Source organism: Streptomyces sp. CC208A (assembly GCF_030010625.1).
Classification (GTDB): domain Bacteria; phylum Actinomycetota; class Actinomycetes; order Streptomycetales; family Streptomycetaceae; genus Streptomyces.
This window is the reverse complement of the sequence record NZ_JASCXN010000016.1, coordinates 48,004-67,027: the sequence shown is the minus strand read 5'-3', so window position 1 is coordinate 67,027 and position 19,024 is coordinate 48,004. Positions and strand designations below refer to the sequence as shown.

The 19,024-nt window shown below is 72.8% G+C and carries 18 protein-coding genes and 1 pseudogene; 3 read left to right on the top strand and 16 right to left on the bottom strand.

Annotated features, from left to right (window positions below; all coding sequences use genetic code 11):
* Position 1: 1 nt before the first annotated feature.
* From QK442_RS18845 to QK442_RS18835, 3 genes are all read right to left on the bottom strand, one after another.
* Entirely contained in the window at positions 2 to 1,345 is a 1,344-nt protein-coding gene (locus QK442_RS18845; RefSeq protein ID WP_282695126.1) for a beta-xylosidase, read from the bottom strand.
* A gap of 208 nt (positions 1,346 to 1,553) precedes the next feature.
* The gene (locus tag QK442_RS18840) at positions 1,554 to 2,036 is read right to left on the bottom strand and encodes a hypothetical protein (protein ID WP_282695125.1); all 483 of its coding nucleotides are present in this window, start codon (positions 2,034 to 2,036) and stop codon (positions 1,554 to 1,556) included.
* Between the two features lie 199 nt (positions 2,037 to 2,235).
* Entirely contained in the window at positions 2,236 to 2,598 is a 363-nt protein-coding gene (locus tag QK442_RS18835) for a cytidine deaminase (protein ID WP_282695124.1), read from the bottom strand.
* A gap of 124 nt (positions 2,599 to 2,722) precedes the next feature.
* On the opposite strand from QK442_RS18835, the pseudogene QK442_RS18830 reads away from it, so the two are divergent.
* Positions 2,723 to 3,282: pseudogene (locus QK442_RS18830) on the top strand (MFS transporter); the annotation flags it as partial.
* 17 nt (positions 3,283 to 3,299) lie between these two features.
* Here QK442_RS18830 and QK442_RS18825 read toward each other — a convergent pair.
* The 12 genes from QK442_RS18825 to hrcA form a co-directional block, all read right to left on the bottom strand.
* Positions 3,300 to 3,653 carry an MmcQ/YjbR family DNA-binding protein gene (locus QK442_RS18825; protein ID WP_282695123.1) on the bottom strand — a complete coding sequence of 118 codons (354 nt, stop codon included), beginning with the start codon at positions 3,651 to 3,653 and terminating at the stop codon, positions 3,300 to 3,302.
* The gene (locus QK442_RS18820) at positions 3,650 to 4,954 is read right to left on the bottom strand and encodes a hemolysin family protein (RefSeq protein WP_282695122.1); all 1,305 of its coding nucleotides are present in this window, start codon (positions 4,952 to 4,954) and stop codon (positions 3,650 to 3,652) included. Before QK442_RS18820 ends, QK442_RS18825 begins: the two co-directional genes overlap by 4 nt.
* A 13-nt stretch (positions 4,955 to 4,967) precedes the next feature.
* Positions 4,968 to 5,465, bottom strand: a complete 498-nt coding sequence (gene ybeY / locus QK442_RS18815; protein WP_282695121.1) for an rRNA maturation RNase YbeY — start codon at positions 5,463 to 5,465, stop codon at positions 4,968 to 4,970.
* Positions 5,466 to 5,476: 11 nt separating this feature from the next.
* Positions 5,477 to 7,594: a PhoH family protein gene (locus QK442_RS18810; RefSeq protein ID WP_282695120.1), complete on the bottom strand. Its 2,118-nt coding sequence runs from the start codon at positions 7,592 to 7,594 to the stop codon at positions 5,477 to 5,479.
* Between the two features lie 104 nt (positions 7,595 to 7,698).
* Positions 7,699 to 8,772 (bottom strand): PfkB family carbohydrate kinase, encoded by a 1,074-nt coding sequence (locus tag QK442_RS18805; RefSeq protein ID WP_282695193.1) that lies wholly within the window; start codon positions 8,770 to 8,772, stop codon positions 7,699 to 7,701.
* A 376-nt stretch (positions 8,773 to 9,148) separates the two neighbouring features.
* Positions 9,149 to 10,153 (bottom strand): adenosine deaminase, encoded by a 1,005-nt coding sequence (locus QK442_RS18800; RefSeq protein ID WP_282695119.1) that lies wholly within the window; start codon positions 10,151 to 10,153, stop codon positions 9,149 to 9,151.
* Positions 10,154 to 10,155: 2 nt separating this feature from the next.
* Positions 10,156 to 11,061, bottom strand: a complete 906-nt coding sequence (locus QK442_RS18795) for a ribonuclease Z (RefSeq protein WP_282695118.1) — start codon at positions 11,059 to 11,061, stop codon at positions 10,156 to 10,158.
* A gap of 3 nt (positions 11,062 to 11,064) precedes the next feature.
* The gene (locus tag QK442_RS18790; RefSeq protein ID WP_282695117.1) at positions 11,065 to 11,424 is read right to left on the bottom strand and encodes a histidine triad nucleotide-binding protein; all 360 of its coding nucleotides are present in this window, start codon (positions 11,422 to 11,424) and stop codon (positions 11,065 to 11,067) included.
* Positions 11,425 to 11,639: 215 nt separating this feature from the next.
* Entirely contained in the window at positions 11,640 to 12,383 is a 744-nt protein-coding gene (locus tag QK442_RS18785; RefSeq protein ID WP_282695116.1) for a 16S rRNA (uracil(1498)-N(3))-methyltransferase, read from the bottom strand.
* Complete coding sequence (locus QK442_RS18780) at positions 12,380 to 13,459, bottom strand: nitronate monooxygenase (RefSeq protein WP_282695115.1); 1,080 nt, start codon at positions 13,457 to 13,459, stop codon at positions 12,380 to 12,382. Before QK442_RS18780 ends, QK442_RS18785 begins: the two co-directional genes overlap by 4 nt.
* Positions 13,460 to 13,677: 218 nt before the next feature.
* On the bottom strand, positions 13,678 to 14,817 hold the full coding sequence (gene dnaJ / locus QK442_RS18775) for a molecular chaperone DnaJ (protein ID WP_282695114.1): 1,140 nt from the start codon (positions 14,815 to 14,817) through the stop codon (positions 13,678 to 13,680).
* A complete protein-coding gene (gene hrcA, locus QK442_RS18770; RefSeq protein WP_282695113.1) occupies positions 14,818 to 15,837 on the bottom strand; it encodes a heat-inducible transcriptional repressor HrcA in 1,020 nt (339 codons plus the stop codon).
* A 138-nt stretch (positions 15,838 to 15,975) separates the two neighbouring features.
* On the opposite strand from hrcA, the gene QK442_RS18765 reads away from it, so the two are divergent.
* Both QK442_RS18765 and QK442_RS18760 read left to right on the top strand, forming a co-directional pair.
* Positions 15,976 to 16,713, top strand: coding sequence for an MBL fold metallo-hydrolase (locus QK442_RS18765; protein WP_282695112.1), 738 nt, complete (start codon positions 15,976 to 15,978; stop codon positions 16,711 to 16,713).
* A 10-nt stretch (positions 16,714 to 16,723) separates the two neighbouring features.
* Positions 16,724 to 17,530: a DUF3097 domain-containing protein gene (locus QK442_RS18760; RefSeq protein ID WP_282695111.1), complete on the top strand. Its 807-nt coding sequence runs from the start codon at positions 16,724 to 16,726 to the stop codon at positions 17,528 to 17,530.
* A gap of 186 nt (positions 17,531 to 17,716) precedes the next feature.
* On the opposite strand, the gene hemW is transcribed toward QK442_RS18760, so the two are convergent.
* Positions 17,717 to 18,958, bottom strand: coding sequence for a radical SAM family heme chaperone HemW (gene hemW / locus QK442_RS18755; RefSeq protein ID WP_282695110.1), 1,242 nt, complete (start codon positions 18,956 to 18,958; stop codon positions 17,717 to 17,719).
* Positions 18,959 to 19,024 lie beyond the last annotated feature (66 nt).

Genomic DNA, 19,024 nt, shown 5'->3' with positions numbered 1-19,024 from the left:
GTCAGGACAGGGTCAGCGTGAGCACGCCCGTGTAGCCGCCGGGGGCGGTGAACTCCGGGACGTCCAGCGAGAGCTGGGCGTCGACGGTGAACTCGCCGCCGGTGACCGTGCCGTTCGCCGTGGAGGCGAGGGTCGCTCCGGTGCCGACGGGTCCGGCGGAGCCGGCCGTGCAGGCGCTGGGGCTGCCCTCCTTGGCGACGCAGGCCGGGGTCCAGCTCAACCTGTCGGCGCCGATGGCGGCGCCGCCGGGGCCGGTGAAGTCGGTGACCTTGCCGGTCACGGACCAGCCCGCGGGGCCGCCGCGGAAGTCCTTGACCGTCACCGTCCGGAGGGCTCCGGTGGCCGCGCCGCCCTGGCCGAAGTCGACCGCCGAGAGCTCGACGGCGTCACCGGCCTGGGTCATGGACAGCTGGCCCGCCTTGACCGAGGCGGTGATCCGCTGGCTGTTCGGCGGGGTCGGGGTGTCGTCGACGACCTGGTACGGGACCGGTCCCGCGCCCTTCTCGGCGTTCCAGGAGCCGCCCTCGTACGCCACGATCCCGGTGGTGGCCGGGTCGTTCACCCTGAGCCGGGCGACGAAGCCGCCCTCGCTGTCGGTGGTGACGGTCATCCGGTCGGCTGTCTCCGCGGCTCCGGCCCTGGCGGCCACGGTGACCTCGGTGAGCGGGGTGAACTTGGCGCCGGTGACGGTGACCCGGACGCCGGGCGCGCCGGAGTTCGCGCCGAGCGCGAGGGTCCGCTCGTTGGGCACGGGCTGGTCGTCGCCGGCCTGGACCGTCTCGGAGACGGGCGCGGGCGGGTTGAGGACCGTGCAGGGGGTGTCCAGCTCCATGAGGTAGCTGGTGTGGATGTTGTAGTCGCCGGGCGAGAGGGTGATCGCTCCGGCCTTGGTGACCGTGAAGCTGCCGGTCATCGAGAAGCCGGGGAAGGCGCCCTTGCCGGGGACCGGCGGGTTCTTCTTGGGGCCGGCGACGCTGACGGTGCCGGTCTGCGCGCCGCCGAGGACGACCTTGCCGCTCGGGGTGAGGATGTCGGCCGGGAGCGCGAGGTCGACCGGGTTCGACGCGGCGGGCTTGGTGACCGCGTAGGTCACCTGGACCGTGTCGCCGACCTTGGGGGTCGCGTTGTCGACCGAGATCACGGCGGTGGTGGTGCCCTCGATGGGCGGGATGCCGGCGATGGGCGGCGGGACGCAGCGGGTGGGGAAGTCCACCGACTGCCCTGCGCCGAGGGCGGTCGCCGGGGCGGCGAGCGCGCCGCCGGCCGCGAACGCGAGGGCGGTGGCGCCGAGGACGGCGGTCCAGCGCCGTCTTCGGGCCGCCGCCCGGGTTCGGGTGAATGCCATAGGGAGTGCCCCCTCCTGAGGGTCGAGTGGGCGCCATTGACGGGCGGGAGGCAAGAGAAGTCAAGGGAGACGGAACCCATCGACTGATGGCCCATCAGATCATGTCAAGATCGGTGCATATGGCGACTTCCCGGGTATGCCGGGGCACGACGGGAACCGGTGCCGCCCTCGGCGGCACCGGTCAGGGATGGGTCGGTGGTACGGCGGGTCAGCTGATGACGAACGGCCCCGGCGACTGCGAGGTGAGCGCGTCGCAGTTCACTGTGATGCCGAAGATCACCAGCTTGAGGGCGACGCCCGCGAAGTACGAGTTGAGCGAGTCGCCGGCCACCACGTTCGTGGCGGTCAGCGGGCCCAGCTTCGCGGTGCCGCCGGCCGGGATGGCCGGGTTCTTCCTGCCGGTGAAGACCCGGTCGGCGCCCGTGGTGTTGTCCAGGACCAGCGTGGAGCTGATGGTGTCCGCGCCGACCGCGATGGGCGTACTGACGGGGGCGGTGATCCAGACCTGGGCCGTGCTCCCCGAGTGGGTCATGGTGAGCGTGGCGGTGCCGCCGCCCCAGGAGCCGCAGTCGTACGTGGCCGTCGCCGAGCCCGGCGAGACGGCGGCGGAAGCCGTGGGGGCGAAGGCGAGCGACGCGGCGGCGAGCCCTGCGGCGAGTGCCCCGGACACCCCCAGAATGCTTCTTCTCATAGCGTGTTCGTACCCCTTCCGATGACGAACGCAGGGGTGCGGGCACTGCGTGGAATGACGGAGATCTGACGGTCCGTCGGACCCTCCGCCGCCTATTGAGGCGCAGAGCGCGGGGGAAGGCAAGAGAAGTCGCGGAGATCCTTCACAAACGCGCAAGGGTCCGGCCGTGGCCGGACCCCGCGCTTCCCGTGTACGGCGCTCAGCCCGCGGTGACGGCCGAACGCAGCTGTCCGTCCGGCCCCGCGAGCAGCACCGGCGTCTCCGGTCCGCCCAGGTCCCGTACGGCCGCCCGGTCCTCGGCGGACGCGGCCTCCGCGGCCGACACCACGGCCGCCGCCTCCAGGGACCGCGCGCCGCTCGCCACGGCCATCGCCACGGCCGTCTGCAGGGCGCTCAGCTTCAGCGACTCCAGCTCGACCGTGCCCGCCACGTAGGTGCGGCCGGTCTCGTCGCGTACGGCCGCGCCCTCGGGCACGCCGTTGCGGGCGCGGGCGCTGCGCGCCAGCGTGATGATCTTCAGGTCCTCGGCGCCGAGGTCGCCGTGCTCACTGCTGAGTGTCATGGACCGAGCATAGGTCGGCGCGCCGCGGCGACCCGTCGTCGGGTACGCCGCCGGCTCAGCCCGCCAGCGGGTACATCGCGCCCCGGCGGCCCTCCGGCGAGACCAGCCGCTCCAGCTTCTCCCAGTCGAGTCCCGGCACCCGGCGCCGCCGGTCTCGCTGCCGATGCTGCGCCGGCGCACGGTCGCCTTCGGCAACCTCGGCGGGCTCGTCACCTTCTCGATGATGTCGGCGATCGTCTTCGTGCTGACCCTGTACCTCCAGAGACGCTGGGCCTGTCGGCCCTCGCCACCGGCGTCGTCTTCGGCGTCCAGGGCGTCTTCTCGGCCCTCGCCGGACAGAGGCTCCTCACGGCGGCGCTGCTCGGCGTCGGCGAGCACGCGGGCGCGGTCGTGGCGACCGTCGCCGTCACCCTCGCCTCGATGTTCCACCTCGGCGCGATCATCTCGTACGGCCTGACGGTCACCTCGGGCGTCCGCAACGAGGAGCAGGGGCTCGCGACCGGCCTCGTCACCACCACCCAGCAGGCCGGGCTCACCGTCGGCATCCCGCTCCTCGGCGTGCTCGCCACCACGGGCACCGACCTCTACGCGGGGGTGCGCACGGTGATCGCCCTGGACGCGGCGATCGTCCTGGGCGCGGCCGTCCTGGTGGCCGTGGGCCTGGGCCTGCGGCGGGCCCGCTGAGCTACGGCCGCGCTGGGCTACGGCCGGTCGAGCCGGAGCCGTACCGCCTTCGGCAGACCGGCGACGACCAGGTCGTACGAGTCCTCGATCAGCTCCCGGACCATCCGGTCCGGGAGCCCGGGCACCTCGACCGTGTTCCAGTGCCGTTTGTTCATGTGGTAGCCGGGGGTGATCGCCGGGTGCTCCTCGCGGAGCCGTACCGCGTCCTCCGGATCGCACTTGAGGTTGCCCCGCAGCGGCTCGCCGTCGATCCAGAAGAGCGCGAACATCTTCCCCGCCACCTTGAAGACCGCGAGGCCGGGGCCGAAGGGGAACTCCTCGGCGGAGCCGTTGAATTCCAGGCAGAAGGCGCGCAGTTCGTCCGGGGTCACTCGGTCTCCTCCTCCGCTCCGGCCGGTGCGACCGGCTCGACGAGCACGGTGACGATCTTGTTCCGGCGGCCGGCCGGGGCCTCGGCGGTGAGCCGCAGCTCCCGTCCGTCCGGCAGCGCGACGAGGGCCGAGGCGCCGGAGATCGGGACGCGGCCGAGGGCCTTGGCGAGCAGACCGCCGACGGTCTCCACGTCCTCGTCGTCGAACTCGTCGGGGCCGAAGCCGTAGAGCTCGCCGAGGTCGCCGATGTCGAGGCGGGCGGTGACCCGGTGGCGGTCGTCGCCGAGCTCCTGGACGGGCGGCAGCTCCCGGTCGTACTCGTCGGTGATCTCGCCGACGATCTCCTCCAGGATGTCCTCGATGGTGACGATGCCGGCCGTGCCGCCGTACTCGTCGATGACGACGGCGACGTGGTTGCGCTCCTGCTGCATCTCGCGCAGCAGGTCGCCCGCGTTCTTGGTGTCGGGCACGAAGGCCGCCGCGCGCATGGCCGTCGACACCAGGTCGGCCTCGGCGTCGCGGTTGATGTGCGTCTTGCGGACCAGGTCCTTCAGGTACACGATGCCGACGATGTCGTCCTCGTTCTCCCCCGTCACCGGAATGCGGGAGAAACCGGAGCGCAGGGCGAGGGTGAGGGCCTGCCGGACGGTCTTGTACCGCTCGATGCAGACGAGGTCGGTGCGCGGCACCATCACCTCGCGGACCAGGGTGTCGCCCAGCTCGAAGACCGAGTGCACCATCCGGCGCTCCTCGTCCTCGATCAGCGACTCCCGCTCGGCGAGGTCGACCATCGCCCGCAGCTCGGCCTCGGAGGCGAAGGGGCCCTTGCGGAAGCCCTTGCCGGGGGTGAGCGCGTTGCCGATGAGGATCAGCAGCTGCGGGATCGGGCCCATGACCCGGGCCAGCGGGACGAGGACGTACGCGGCGGCCGTCGCCGTGTTCAGCGGGTGCTGGCGGCCGATGGTGCGCGGCGAGACGCCGACGGCCACATAGCTGACCAGGACCATCACGGCGATGGCGACGAGCAGCGCCTCCCAGGTCTCGGGGAAGTACTCCAGGCAGGCGTAGGTGACGAGGACGCCGGCCGCCATCTCGCAGGCGACGCGGACGAGCAGCGCCACGTTGAGGTAGCGGGTGGGGTCGGCGGCGACCTGGGAGAGCTTCGCCGCGCCGCGCCGCCCGGCGCGGACGGCCTCGGCGGCGCGGAAGCCGGAGACGCGGGCGAGCCCGGCCTCGGCGCAGGCGGCGAGCCAGGCGACGACGATCAGGGCGACCGCGCCCAGGATCAGCTGGATGCTCATCGGGCGTGCGGGGTCAGTTGACGGTGGGGGCCGGGGACGGGCCCGTGAGCCCCTTCTCCGCACGCCAGCCGTCGACGATCGCCGCCTGGAGGCCGAACATCTCGGCCTTCTCGTCGGCCTCCTCGTGGTCGTAGCCGAGGAGGTGGAGGACGCCGTGGACGGTGAGCAGCTGGAGCTCCTCGTCCATGGAGTGCTTCGTCGGCGCGTCCTCGCCCTGCTTCTTCGCGACCTCGGGGCAGAGCACGATGTCGCCGAGGAGCCCCTGCGGGGGCTCCTCGTCGTCCTTGGCCGGCGGGCGCAGCTCGTCCATCGGGAAGGACATGACGTCGGTCGGGCCCGGCAGGTCCATCCACTGGATGTGGAGCTGCTCCATCGCCTCCGCGTCCACCACGATCACCGAGAGCTCGGAGAGCGGGTGGATGCGCATCCGCCCGAGGGCGTAGCGGGCGATGTCGAGGATCGCCTGCTCGTCGACCTCGGTGCCGGACTCGTTGTTGACGTCGATCGACATGTGCGGTGCTTCTACTTCCCGTTGCGGCCGGTGCGCTGCTCGTTGGCGCTGTCGTACTTCTCGTACGCGTCGACGATACGGCCGACGAGCTTGTGCCGGACGACATCCTGCGACGTGAGCGCCGAGAAGTGCACATCGGGGACCCCGTCGAGGATCTCCCGGACCTGCCGCAGACCGCTCTTCGTACCGCCCGGGAGGTCGACCTGCGTGATGTCACCGGTGATGACGATCTTCGAGTCGAAGCCGAGGCGGGTGAGGAACATCTTCATCTGCTCGGGGTTCGTGTTCTGCGCCTCGTCGAGGATGATGAACGCGTCGTTCAGCGTGTTGTGCGTCAGCAGGTAGTCCTGCGTGACGTACAGCGAGTCCTCCGCCGCGACCTGGATGCAGACGGTCTCCTCGCGCCCGGCGGGCTCGATGGAGTCGATGAACCGCATCGGGCGCCCGTTGCCGCCTGCCGCGTGGTAGGCGTCCCGCTTGCGGGCGAGCCGGAAGGGTTCGATGCCTTCGGGGAGGCGGATGTCGACGATGTGGGCGTCGCGACGGTGGACGACCGGGCGTCCGTTCGCCTTGCCCGGGGCCCTGCCTTCGGCCTTGCGCCGCCGGGTGTAGGCGACGCCGCCGAGCGACTGGACCAGGGCGATCACGTCGTCGCGGAGCAGGATCGAGGTGGTCGCGTACTGAATCCGGCAGGTGCGGTCCTTCTGCGTGACCGGGCCACCGTCGGAGTCGAGGAGTCCCTGGAGCACGGCGAGACGGACCTCGGCCGAGTTGTACAGGTAGTCGTCCGGTACGAACTTGGAGTGGGACCGGGTGCCGATGAGATCGAGCGAACGAAGCGCGGTCGTCACCGGGTTCGGCACCCTGCTGCCGGGCTCGCCAGGAGCCGGTACGCGGTTCAGGAAGTAGTTGTAGGCATTGTGATGCCGCACCTTTACGCCAGGCAGGGCAGCTTCCAGCGAGGTGACCAGTTCCGCGTCGGCCGTAGCGAACATGGGCGTGATGTTTCCGGTGATGCAGCCGTCCCCGAGCAGCAGTCCCAGCGCGTACGGGTCCATCGGGACTTCGCGCTCGGGCATCGCCACCGGGGCGGTGAGCAGCGGCAGCTCGTACCGGCGGGCGTGCGCGGCCCGCAGGTTGCCGATCATGTCCTGGGTCTCCAGGACCCGCCACGGCTTGTTCCGCCGCTTGTCGGAGGCCGTACGGACCGTCCACAGGTGCTCGCCGCAGCACAGCGTCCAGGAGCCGTCCTGGGCGGAGACCCGGTAGATGTCCCGCTCGCCCTGCGGGTAGACGCCGAGGACGGGCGTGGGCTCGCCGTTGGAGCCGATGACGAGGTCACCGACCCCAAGGGACCCGATGGGGCGCCAGCCGTCCGGTGTCAACACATTCGCGAACACAGGTTGCGACCTGCCCCTCATATATGCTAGGGGCGCGACCTCGATCGTCCCGTTCGCCATCAGCTTGGGGATGGAGTCGGGGTCGAGCATGTCGTGCAGGGCGTCGTACAGCGGGCGCAGGTACGGGTCGATCTTCTCGTAGAGCGTGCCCGGCAGGAAGCCGAGGCGCTCGCCGGCCTCGACGGCCGGGCGGGTCAGGATGATGCGGGTGACCTGCTTGGACTGGAGGGCCTGGACCGCCTTGGCCATGGCCAGGTAGGTCTTGCCGGTGCCCGCGGGGCCGATGCCGAAGACGATCGTGTGCTTGTCGATCGCGTCGACGTACCGCTTCTGGTTGAGCGTCTTGGGGCGGATGGTGCGGCCCCGGCTGGAGAGGATGTTCTGGGTGAGCACCTCGGACGGCGTCTCGGCGGTCTCCTCCCCGGTCTCCTCCCGCAGCATGGCGATCGAGCGTTCCACCGCGTCCTCCGTCATCGGCTGTCCGGTGCGGAGCACCAGCATCATCTCGTCGAACAAGCGCTGTATGAGGGCGACTTCCGAAGCGTCGCCGACCGCGCTGACCTGGTTGCCCCGGACGTGGATGTCCGTCCCGGGGAAGGCCCGCTCGATCACGCGGAGCAGGGAGTCGCCGGAGCCGAGGACGGTCACCATGGGGTGCTTGGCGGGCACGGTGAAGAAGGCGCGGGCCTCGCCCGGCGCTCCGTTGGGGGCTGTGGGTGTCTGCGTCATGGGCCGGCACTCTGGCCTGCGCATACCTCCTGCTGCGGGGTTCTCGCCGCTCGACAACCTCTGGCTCCCAGCCTACGACCTGGGGCCGGTCCGTCCGAAGCGGTTTACGGGACGGCCGCCCGGAAGCCGATGGTGGGCACCGCGCGGCGGGGCGGCCAGGGGCGGGCCGGGGCGGGGAGGAGGGCTTCGAGGAAGGCGTAGCGGGCGCGCAGCGCCTCGGGGTCCTGCCGGTCGTCGTGCTGGACGTGCTGCCACCAGGCGGCGATCTCGGCCCAGGTGGGGGCGGAGAGGGAGCCGCCGAACTCCTGGACGGACAGGGCGGCGGTGAGCCCGGCGAAGGCGAGCCGGTCGGCGAGCGGCCAGTCGGCGAGGGTGCCGGTGAGGAAGCCGGCGACGAAGACGTCCCCGGCGCCGGTGGGGTCGAGGGCCTCGACCCGGATGGCGGGGACCTCGGCGGTCTCGCCGGTGGCGGCGTCGACGGCGTAGGCGCCCTCGGCACCGAGCGTGACCACGGCGCAACGGACCTTGTCGGCGAGGGCGCGGGCGGCGGCGCGGGGGCATTCGGTGCGGGTGTAGCGCATCGCCTCGGCGGCGTTGGGCAGGAAGGCCTCGCAGTGCTCCAGATCGGTCAGGCCCGCCAGGTCCCAGCGGCCGGTGTCGTCCCAGCCGACGTCCGCGAAGACCTTGGTCCCCGAACGGGCGGCGCGGGCGACCCACTCCTCGGCGCGCCCGGGGACGAGGGAGGCGACGGCGGCGCGGGCGCGCGGCGGCCGGACGGGGGCCCCGTCGGGCCGGGGCGCCTCGTGGCCGTGGGAGACCATCGTGCGCTCGCCCTCGTAGGCCATGGAGACGGTGACCGGGGAGTGCCAGCCGGGGACGGTGCGGGAGAGCGAGAGGTCGATGCCCTCGCCCTGTTCGAGGGCGTCCCAGCAGTACTCGCCGTAGTGGTCGTCGCCGAAGGCGGCGGCGAGGGAGGTGCGCAGGCCGAGCCGGGCGAGGGCGGTGGCCATGTTGGCGACCCCGCCGGGGCTGGAGCCCATGCCGCGGGCCCAGGACTCGGTGCCGCGGACGGGGGCGCTGTCGAGGCCGGTGAAGATGATGTCGAGGAAGACGGTGCCGGTGAGGAAGACGTCACAGGCCGGATCGGCGGGCTCACGGACGGTCTCCAGCGGATCGATCCCGGTCTCCGGCCGCGGCCGGCCGCCGGGCGCCGCTCCGCGCTGGTCGCGGTGACCGTCGACGGACGGCTCCGCGTCGTGCGCTCCGCGCTGGTCTCCGCTGGTTGTGCTCACGGCGAACTCCCCGGTCATGGTGCGGCGGGACCGGCACCGGGTGCCGGTCCGGACAGTGTGCCCGATACGGCGGGGCCGCCGGGAGCAACGCGACGCCCCGCCCCCTCCGCCCCTTCGATCCCTCGCTACACATGGTGCCGCGCCGCGCCCGCACCCGCCGGGCGCTGTCTCATCCACCCGCTCACTCCCTGGACACCGCCGCCCCGTGTGGGCTGCGCCCCCGCCCCCGTGTGGGCTGCGCCCACAACGGAACGGCGGTGGCTCAGAAGGTGTGCGCCTCGACCTCCGCCAGGTACCGCGCCCGGCGCGGCTCGTCGTCGTCCAGGAAGGCCGCTTCGAAGGAGTGGCGCGCCAGGGTGCGGAGCTGGGCGTCCGTGAGGGCGAGGGCGTCGCGGACGCCGTCGTAGTTGTCGCCGGCGTAGCCGCCGAAGTACGCGGGGTCGTCGGAGTTGACGGTGACCAGGAGGCCCGCGTCCAGCATGGCGCGCAGGGGATGGTCGGCGAGGGTGTCGACCACCCGGAGCCGGACGTTGGACAGCGGGCAGAGCGTGAGCGGGATCCGCTCGCGGGCGAGGCGCTCGACGAGTTCCGGGTCCTCCATGCAGCGCAGGCCGTGGTCGACCCGCTCCACGCCGAGGACGTCGAGGGCCTCGCGGACGTAGGCGGCGGGTCCTTCCTCGCCCGCGTGCGCGACCCGGCGCAGGCCGAGCCTGGCGGCCTCCGCGTACACGGCGCGGAACTTCGCCGGCGGGTTCCCCGCCTCGGCCGAGTCGAGGCCGACGCCGGTGATCCGGTCGAGGTACGGCTCCGCGGCCTCCAGGGTGGCGAGCGCCGACTCGGCGGACTCGTCGCGCAGGAAGCACATGATGAGCCGGGTGGAGATCCCGTACCGCTCCTCGGCCCGGTCGAGGGAGGCGGTGAGGCCCTCCATGACGGTGCCGAACGGGATGCCGCGGCCGGTGTGGGCCTGCGGGTCGAAGAAGATCTCGGCGTGCCGGACGCCCTGGGCGGCGGCCCGTTCCAGGTAGGCGTCGGCGAGCGCGGTGAAGTCCTCCGGGGTCCGCAGGACCTTCATCAGGGAGTAGTAGAGGTCCAGGAAGGACTGGAGGTCGTCGAAGTCGTAGGCGCGGCGCAGTTCTTCGGTGTCCGCGTAGGGCAGGGTGACGCCGTTGCGGGCGGCGAGGGCGAAGGCCAACTCGGGTTCGAGGGTGCCTTCGATGTGGAGGTGGAGTTCGGCCTTGGGCACGGGCGCCTTGGGTGCGGGCATGTTCACGTTCGTTTCGGTACGGGGATCCTCATGAGGTCCTGCGCGATGCTCAGTTCGCCCTCGAAACCGGCGGCCCTGGCCTGCCGTTCAAACTCCTCCGGGTCGGAGTAGCGCTGGGAGAAGTGGGTGAGGACGAGGTGGCGGACGCCGGCGTCGCGGGCGACGGCGGCGGCCTGACCGGCGGTCAGATGGCCGTGGTCCTCGGCGAGCCGGACGTCCGCGTCGAGGAAGGTCGACTCGATGACCAGCAGGTCGACGCCCTCGGCGAGGGCGTGCACCCCGTCGCAGAGCCGGGTGTCCATGACGAAGGCGAAGCGCTGGCCGCGCCGCACCTCGCTGACCTGCTCCAGGGTGACTCCGCCGAGGCTGCCCTCGCGCTGGAGGCGGCCCACGTCGGGGCCCTTGATGCCGTGCGCGGCGAGCCGTTCGGGCAGCAGCCGGCGCCCGTCGGGCTCGGTCAGCCGGTAGCCGAAGGACTCGACGGGGTGGGAGAGCCGGCGGGCCTCCAGGGTGAAGGCGTCGGTGACGGCGAGGACGCCGTCCCGCGCCACCGGCACCTCGGCCAGCTTCACGGACTCGCGGTAGGCGGTGGCGTACCGCAGCCGCTCGAAGTAGTGCCGGCCGCTCTCCGGGTAGTGGGCGGTGACGGGGTGCGGGACCTGGTCGAGGTTGATCCGCTGGATCACCCCGGCCAGGCCGAGCGAGTGGTCGCCGTGGAAGTGCGTGACGCAGATCCGGTTCAGGTCGTGGGCGGCGACGCCGGCCCGCAGCATCTGCCGCTGGGTGCCCTCTCCGGGGTCGAAGAGGATGCCGTGGCCGTCCCAGCGCAGCAGGTAGCCGTTGTGGTTGCGGTGGCGGGTCGGGACCTGGCTCGCGGTGCCGAGGACGACCAGTTCGCGGACGGACACGGGTTATCCCGGGGGCCAGTTGAGGCCGCGGCCGCCCAGCACGTGCGCGTGCGCGTGGAAGACGGTCTGGCCGGCGCCGGTGCCGGTGTTGAGGACGATCCGGTAGCCGCTGCCGTCGACCTTCTCCTGTGCGGCGATCTCGCCGGCCTCGCGCAGCACGTCGGCGGCGACGGTCGGCGCGGCGGCGGCGAGCGAGGCCGCGTCCGGGTAGTGGAGGCGCGGGATGACGAGGACGTGGGTGGGCGCCTGCGGGTTGATGTCGCGGAAGGCCAGCGTGGTCTCGGTCTCGCGGACGATCGTCGCCGGCACCTCCCCCGCCACGATCTTGCAGAACAGGCAGTCGCTCTGCGGCTCTCCGGCCATGGCCTGGGGCCTCCTCGCCCTCGGGTGGTCAGTACCTCCGCATGCTATCCGGCGGTGCCGTCGGTCCCTGGGCATCCGCCGGTCGAGGGCGGAGCGGTCCACCCGGTACGCGATGACGACGGCCCGGAGGAGCGGTGTCCCGGGGGGACTCGTCAGCCATGGGGCCGGCCCGGGAAAGACCGGTCCGGGTAGGACAGCGGGTTCCCCGGCGGGATTCAGCTCCAGCGGCCGGTGCGGCCGAGGACGAGGGCGGTGGCCGCCGTGCCCGCCGTGGAGGTGCGCAGGACGCTGCGGCCGAGCCGGTACGGCTTCGCTCCGGCCGCCTCGAAGGCGGCCAGCTCGTCCGGGGAGACCCCGCCCTCGGGGCCGACGACCAGCACGACCGAGCCCTTCTCGGGGAGTTCGGCGGTGGCGAGGGCGCCGCTGGGGTGGTCGCGGTCCTCGTGCAGCACGGCCGCGAAGTCGGCGGTGGCGAGGAGCTGGGCGACCTGCTTGGTGGTCCTGAGGTCGTCGACCTCGGGGAAGCGGGTGCGGCGGGACTGCTTGCCGGCCTCGCGGGCGGTGGAGCGCCACTTGGCGAGCGCCTTGAGGCCGCGGTCGCCGCGCCACTGGGTGATGCAGCGGGAGGCCGCCCACGGCACGATCGCGTCGACGCCGGTCTCGGTCATGGTCTCGACGGCGAGTTCGCCGCGGTCGCCCTTGGGCAGGGCCTGGACGACGGTGATCCGGGGCTCCTCCGCCGGGTCCTCGTGGTCCGCCGTCACCTCGACGGTCAGCCGGTCCTTGCCCTCGGTGTCCCGGACCACGCACTCGGCCCAGCGGCCCCGGCCGTCGGTGAGGACGAGCTCCTCGCCGGCCTGGAGCCGCTTCACGGAGACGGCGTGCCGCCCCTCGGGGCCCTCCAGGACGAAGGTGCCGGCGCCGGGGACGGTGTCGACGACGAAGACGGGTGCGGTCATGAGGCGTTCCTGAGGTCGAGTGCGGTGAGAGCGGTGTCGAGTTCGGCGGCGAGCACCCCGACGAGCTCCCCGGCGGGCAGTTCGCGGGCGAGCCGGTGGCCCTGGCCCGCCCACAGGGCCATGCCCTGGGCGTCGCCCGCGGTGGCGGCGGCCTTCCGCAGCGGGGCGGTGAGGTGGTGGATCTCGGGGTAGGCGGCGGGGGCGTACGGGCCGTGCTCGCGCATGAAGCGGTTGACGAGCCCGCGGGCCGGGCGTCCGGAGAAGGCCCGGGTGAGGGCGGTGCGGGTGAAGAGCGGGTCGGTCAGGGCCCGCTTGTGCAGCGGGTGGGCGCCGGACTCGGGGCAGCCGAGGAAGGCGGTGCCGAGCTGGGCGGCGGCGGCCCCGGCGGCGAGGACGGCGGCGATCTGCGCGCCGCGCATGAGGCCGCCGGCGGCGACCAGCGGCAGCGCGGTGGTCTCCCGGACCTGGGCGAGGAGGGCGAGGAGCCCGGTGCCGGGCTGTTCGTCGGCCGGGTCGTCGCGGTACGAGCCCTGGTGGCCGCCCGCCTCGACGCCCTGGACGCACAGCGCGTCGGCCCCGGCCGCCTCGGCCGTACGGGCCTCCTCGGCGGAGGTGACGGTGACGATCGTGTACGTACCGGCGCGGGCGAAGGCCTCGAAGGTCTCGGGCCCCGGGCAGCCGAAGGTGAAGGAGACGACGGGGACGGGGTCCTCCAGGAGGATCGCCAGTTTGGACTCGTACCCGTCGTCGCGGCCCACGTCGGTCTCGCCGAGCGCGGTGTCGTACCAGCCGGCCTCCCCGGCGAGCTGGTGGCGGTAGACCTCGATGGCGGCCGGGTCGGCGCCGGGGCCGGTCCGGGGCATGAAGACGTTGACGCCGAAGGGCCGTCCGGTCAGCCCGCGCACCTGCTTGATCTCCTGGTAGAGGCTGCCGGCCGTCTTGTACCCGGCGGCGAGGAAGCCGAGCGCACCGGCCTCGGCGACGGCGCCGACGAGCGCGGGACAGGAGGCGCCACCCGCCATGGGGGCCTGCACGATCGGGTACCGGAGGAGACCGTTCAGAGCGGTGGTGGACATATGGGCATCGTGTCATGTCCGTTGCCGGGCACGGGAAAGGGGCGGCACTCAGAGTGCCGCCCCTCTCACGCAGGGGTCACCGCGGGATCACTCCGGGATCATGCCTCAGCGCCCGTTGAACGCGTCCTTCAGCCGCGAGAACAGCCCCTGCTGCCCCGGCTGACTGTGCTGACCCGGGGGGCGACCCCCGGACCCCCGGCGGTACGGGCCCCGCGGGCTCAGCGCCCGTTGAACGCGTCCTTCAGCCGCGAGAACAGCCCCTGCTGCCCCGGCTGGAACTGGCCCGTGGGCCGTTCCTCGCCGCGCAGCTTGGCCAGTTCGCGCAGGAGGCGCTCCTGCTCGGGGTCGAGCTTCGTCGGGGTCTGGACCTCGACGTGGACGATCAGGTCGCCGCGCCCGTTGCCCCGCAGGTGCGTGACGCCTCGGCCGTGCAGCGGGATCGACTGGCCGGACTGGGTGCCGGGCCGGATGTCGACCTCCTCCATGCCGTCGAGGGTCTGCAGCGGCACCTTCGTGCCGAGCGCGCCCGCCGTCATCGGGATGGTGACCGTGCAGTGCAGGTCGTCGCCGCGCCGCTGGAAGACCTCGTGCGGGGTCTCCTGGATCTCGACGTACAGGTCGCCGGCGGGGCCGCCGCCGGGGCCGACCTCGCCCTCGCCCGCGAGCTGGATCCGGGTGCCGTTGTCGACACCGGCCGGGATCTTCACCGTCAGCGTGCGGCGGGAGCGGACCCGGCCGTCGCCCGCGCACTCGGGGCACGGGGTCGGGACGACGGTGCCGAAGCCCTGGCACTGGGGGCAGGGCCGGGAGGTCATGACCTGGCCGAGGAACGACCGGGTGACCTGCGACACCTCACCGCGGCCGCGGCACATGTCGCAGGTCTGCGCGGAGGTGCCGGGGGCGGCACCCTCACCCGAACAGGTGGTGCAGACGACGGCCGTGTCGACCTGGATGTCCTTGGTGGTGCCGAAGGCCGCCTCGTTGAGGTCGATCTCCAGGCGGATCATGGCGTCCTGGCCGCGGCGGGTCCGCGAGCGCGGTCCGCGCTGCGAGGCCGTGCCGAAGAAGGCGTCCATGATGTCCGAGAAGTTGCCGAAGCCACCGGCCCCGAAGCCGCCGCCCGCGCCCGCGCCGCCCGCGGCGGAGAGGGGGTCGCCGCCGAGGTCGTAGACCTGCTTCTTCTGCGGGTCCGACAGGACCTCGTAGGCGGCGTTGATCTCCTTGAACCGCTCCTGCGTCTTCGGGTCCGGGTTGACGTCCGGGTGAAGCTCGCGGGCGAGGCGGCGGAAGGCCTTCTTGATCTCGTCCTGGGAAGCGTCGCGGCGCACGCCGAGGACGGCGTAGTAGTCCGTGGCCACTTACGACTCCGCCAGGATCTGTCCGACGTAACGTGCCACTGCGCGTACCGCTCCCATCGTTCCGGGGTAGTCCATGCGGGTCGGTCCGACCACGCCGAGTTTGGCGACTGCCTCGCCGCCCGAACCGTAACCGACCGAGACGACGGACGTGGAGTTCAGCCCTTCGTAGGCGTTCTCGTGCCCGATGCGTACGGTCATGCCCGATTCCTTGACCTCGCCGAGGAGTTTGAGGAGCACGACCTGCTCCTCAAGGGCCTCCAGGACGGGTCTGATCGTCAGGGGGAAGTCGTGTCCGAAGCGGGTGAGATTGGCGGTGCCGCCGATCATCAGCCGCTCCTCGTGCTCCTCGACGAGCGTCTCCAGGAGGGTCGCGAGCACGGTCGAGACCGTGGCGCGCTCCTCGGCCTCCTCGAAGGACTCGGGGAGGTCCTGCACCAGCTGCGGCACGTCGGCGAAGCGACGGCCGCCGACCCGGCTGTTGAGCCGGGCCCGCAGGTCGGCGAGGGAGGTGTCGCCGAAGGGCGCGGGGCAGTCGATCACCCGCTGCTCGACCCGCCCGGTGTCCGTGATGAGGACGAGCATCAGCCGGGCCGGGGCCAGCGACAGCAGCTCGACGTGACGGATGGAGGAGCGGGTCAGCGACGGGTACTGGACGACGGCGACCTGCCGGGTCAGCTGCGCGAGCAGCCGTACCGTACGGCCCACGACGTCGTCGAGGTCCACGGCGCCGTCGAGGAAGTTGTGGATGGCGCGCCGCTCGGGGGTCGACAGCGGCTTGACGCCGGCCAGCCGGTCCACGAAGAGGCGGTAGCCCTTGTCGGTGGGGATCCGGCCGGCGCTGGTGTGGGGCTGGGCGATGTACCCCTCCTCCTCCAGGACCGCCATGTCGTTGCGGACCGTGGCGGGTGAGACGCCGAGCTTGTGGCGCTCGGTGAGCGCCTTGGAGCCGACCGGCTCCTCCGTCCCGACGTAGTCCTGGACGATGGCGCGCAGCACCTCGAGTCTGCGTTCGCTCAGCACGCGCACACCTCCCGTTTCCACCGTTCCGGTTGCTCCGCTTTTGGCACTCGCCCTGTCCGAGTGCCAGGAAACCCCCGGCCAGTGTACGGCGGGGCCCGTCGCTCCTGGCAAGGAGGCGGACCCGCTAGCGTCGGACCCATGAACATCGACGAGGCGGTCTGGGCGGCGCAGGGGTGGGAACGGCTCGCGGACGGAGTGGGCAGGCGGCGGCTCCCCGGCTGGGACGCCACCACCGGCCTTGTCGTGGGAGAACGGGCCGTTCTGCTGTACGACACGGGCGCCTCGCTCGCCGAGGGAGCCGGGATCCGGGCCCAGGTGGAGGCGATCACCGGCGGCCGGCGCGTGACGCACATCGCACTCGGCCATCCCCATTTCGACCACGTCCTCGGCACGGCGGCCTTCGCCGGCGCGGAGGTCTTCGGCGCGGTCGGCACCGAGGAGCTGCTGGCCTCCGCCAGGACCCGCGAGGAGCTGTACACGGACGCGGTACGCCAGGGGCTCGAGGAGCGGGTCGCGGCGGAGGCGGCGGAGGCGCTGGTGGCGCCCCGCCACACCGTCACCGGCGAGCGGACCCTCGACCTGGGCGGCCGGCAGGTCCTCCTCGCCAACGTGGGCCCGGCCCACACCGGCCACGACCTGGTCCTCCTGGTGCCGGGCGACCGGGAGGTCGTCTTCTGCGGCGACCTGGTCGAGGAGTCCGGCGAACCCCAGGCGGGACCGGACGCGATCGGCTCCCGCTGGCCCGACGCCCTCGACCGTCTGCTCGCCCTCGGCGGCGAGGACGCCCTGTACGTGCCCGGCCACGGCGCGGTCGTCGACGCGGCGTTCGTCCGACGCCAGCGCGAGGAACTGGCACGCCGCTTCCAGGTGTCGTAGCGTCCCCGGAATGCGCAGTTACGACCCCGATCTGACGCCCCCCTGGAAGCGCCCGGCCGCCGTCCCCGAGGTCCCGGCCGAGGCCGACCTGGTCGTGGAGGAGGTCGCGACGGGCTTCTGCGGGGCGGTGATCCGCTGCGAGGCGGGCACGGTGACCCTTGAGGACCGCTTCGGGAAGCACCGGGTCTTCCCGCTGGAGCCGCGCGGCTTCCTCCTGGAGGGCAGGGTCGTCACCCTGGTGCGCCCCGCCTCCGGCGGCCCGGCGCGCCCCACCCGTACGGCCTCCGGCTCGATCGCCGTACCCGGCGCACGCGCGCGCGTGGCGCGGGCGGGCCGCATCTACGTGGAGGGCCGCCACGACGCCGAGCTCGTCGAACGGGTCTGGGGCGACGACCTGCGCATCGAGGGCGTGGTGGTGGAGTACCTGGAGGGCGTCGACGACCTCCCCGCGATCGTCGCGGAGTTCGCCCCGGCCCCGGACGCCCGCCTGGGCGTCCTGGTCGACCACCTGGTCCCCGGTTCGAAAGAGTCCCGCATCGCCGCCCAGGTCACCTCCCCCGATGTCCTGGTGGTCGGCCACCCCTACATCGACATCTGGCAAGCGGTGAAGCCCGCCACCCTGGGCATCCGAGCCTGGCCGGAGGTCCCCCGGGGTCAGGACTGGAAGACAGGTGTCTGCCAGGCCTTGGGCTGGCCCTCCGACAACACGGGCGCCGTCTGGCAGGCCATCCTGAAACGCGTCACGTCCTACAAGGACCTGGAACCGGAGCTGCTGGGCGCGGTGGAGCACCTCATCGACCACGTGACGGTCGGGTAGTTCCGTTGTGGGCATACGTTCCTCCCCCAAGGACTTCGTCCAGGGGGTCGGACGAAGTCCTTGGGGGAGGGTGGGCACAACGGAACGGCGCCCTCTGGCGCGCCCGGGCTTCCGCGCCTGAACCCGCACCCCGAGGCCGCGCCCAGGCTCCCGCGCCTGAACCCGCACCCGACGCACGGCGCCCGCTCAGTCCACCAGGTCCCGCACCACCGCATCGGCCAGCAGCCGCCCCCGCAGCGTCAGCACGGCCCGCCCCGCGGCGTACGCCCCTTCCTCAAGCAGCCCCTCGTCACGCGCCCGCCGCGACGCCGCAAGCCCCTCCGGCCGGAGCAGCTCCAGCGGGCACCCCTCCCGCAGCCGCAGCTCCAGCAGGATCCGCTCGACCCGCCGGTCCTCGTCCGCCAGCACCTCGCGCCCGGCCCCCGGCGACCTCCCCGCACCCAGCGCCGCCGCGTACGCCCCCGGGTGCTTGACGTTCCACCACCGCACCCCGCCCACGTGCGAGTGGGCTCCGGGGCCGGCGCCCCACCAGTCGGCGCCGCGCCAGTACAGCTCGTTGTGGAGGCACCGCCCGGCCTCGGAGGTGGCCCAGTTGGACACCTCGTACCAGGAGAAGCCGGCCTCCTCGAAGGCCGCGTCGGCGATCAGGTACCGGTCCGCGTGCACGTCGTCGTCGGTCATCGGCACCTCGCCGCGCCGGATGCGCCGCGCCAGCTGCGTACCCTCCTCGACGATCAGGGCGTACGCGCTGACGTGGTCGGGCCCGGCGCCGATGGCCGCCTCCAGGGAGGCCCGCCAGTCGTCGTCGGACTCGCCGGGCGTGCCGTAGATCAGGTCGAGGTTGACGTGCTCGAACCCGGCGGCCCGCGCCTCCGCGACGCACTCCTCCGGCCGCCCGGGGGTGTGGGTGCGGTCGAGGATCTTCAGGACGTGCGGCCGGGCGCTCTGCATGCCGAAGGAGATCCGGTTGAAGCCGCCGGCCCGCAGCTCCTCCAGATAGGCGGGGCCGACGGACTCCGGATTGGCCTCCGTCGTCACCTCGGCGTCGTCCGCGAGCCCGAACTCGTCCCGGATCGCGGCCAGCATCCGTACGAGATCGCCGGCGGCGAGGAGCGTCGGCGTGCCGCCGCCCACGAACACGGTCCGCACCGGCCGGGGGTCGTCCCCGAGCACCTTCCGGGCGAGCCGGATCTCCTCGACGACCTGCCCCGCGTAGTTGTCCCGCGAGGCGAGGACTCCCCCGGCCCCCCGCAGCTCGCTCGCGGTGTACGTGTTGAAGTCGCAGTAGCCGCACCGCGTGGCGCAGTACGGCACGTGCAGATAGAACCCGAGCGGCCGCTCCCCGGCCCCTTCCAGGGCGTGCGCGGGCAGCGCCCCGTCCTCGGGCATGGGCTCACCATCGGGCAGTACGGAAGGCATGGGGTCCATTGTCCCGTACTGCCCGGGTGTCCCGTACTGCCCGGGTGGGCGTCCGCCTCTCGATCAGGCGTCGCG

What these genes read in the sequence shown, in the direction of transcription:
- QK442_RS18845 (WP_282695126.1), bottom strand. Translation starts at nt 1,345, where the DNA reads ATGGCATTCACCCGAACCCGGGCGGCGGCCCGAAGACGGCGCTGGACC.
- QK442_RS18840 (WP_282695125.1), bottom strand. Translation starts at nt 2,036, where the DNA reads ATGAGAAGAAGCATTCTGGGGGTGTCCGGGGCACTCGCCGCAGGGCTC.
- QK442_RS18835 (WP_282695124.1), bottom strand. Translation starts at nt 2,598, where the DNA reads ATGACACTCAGCAGTGAGCACGGCGACCTCGGCGCCGAGGACCTGAAG.
- QK442_RS18820 (WP_282695122.1), bottom strand. Translation starts at nt 4,954, where the DNA reads ATGAGCATCCAGCTGATCCTGGGCGCGGTCGCCCTGATCGTCGTCGCC.
- ybeY (WP_282695121.1), bottom strand. Translation starts at nt 5,465, where the DNA reads ATGTCGATCGACGTCAACAACGAGTCCGGCACCGAGGTCGACGAGCAG.
- QK442_RS18810 (WP_282695120.1), bottom strand. Translation starts at nt 7,594, where the DNA reads ATGACGCAGACACCCACAGCCCCCAACGGAGCGCCGGGCGAGGCCCGC.
- QK442_RS18800 (WP_282695119.1), bottom strand. Translation starts at nt 10,153, where the DNA reads ATGCCCGCACCCAAGGCGCCCGTGCCCAAGGCCGAACTCCACCTCCAC.
- QK442_RS18790 (WP_282695117.1), bottom strand. Translation starts at nt 11,424, where the DNA reads ATGGCCGGAGAGCCGCAGAGCGACTGCCTGTTCTGCAAGATCGTGGCG.
- QK442_RS18785 (WP_282695116.1), bottom strand. Translation starts at nt 12,383, where the DNA reads ATGACCGCACCCGTCTTCGTCGTCGACACCGTCCCCGGCGCCGGCACC.
- QK442_RS18780 (WP_282695115.1), bottom strand. Translation starts at nt 13,459, where the DNA reads ATGTCCACCACCGCTCTGAACGGTCTCCTCCGGTACCCGATCGTGCAG.
- QK442_RS18765 (WP_282695112.1), top strand. Translation starts at nt 15,976, where the DNA reads ATGAACATCGACGAGGCGGTCTGGGCGGCGCAGGGGTGGGAACGGCTC.
- QK442_RS18760 (WP_282695111.1), top strand. Translation starts at nt 16,724, where the DNA reads ATGCGCAGTTACGACCCCGATCTGACGCCCCCCTGGAAGCGCCCGGCC.
- hemW (WP_282695110.1), bottom strand. Translation starts at nt 18,958, where the DNA reads ATGGACCCCATGCCTTCCGTACTGCCCGATGGTGAGCCCATGCCCGAG.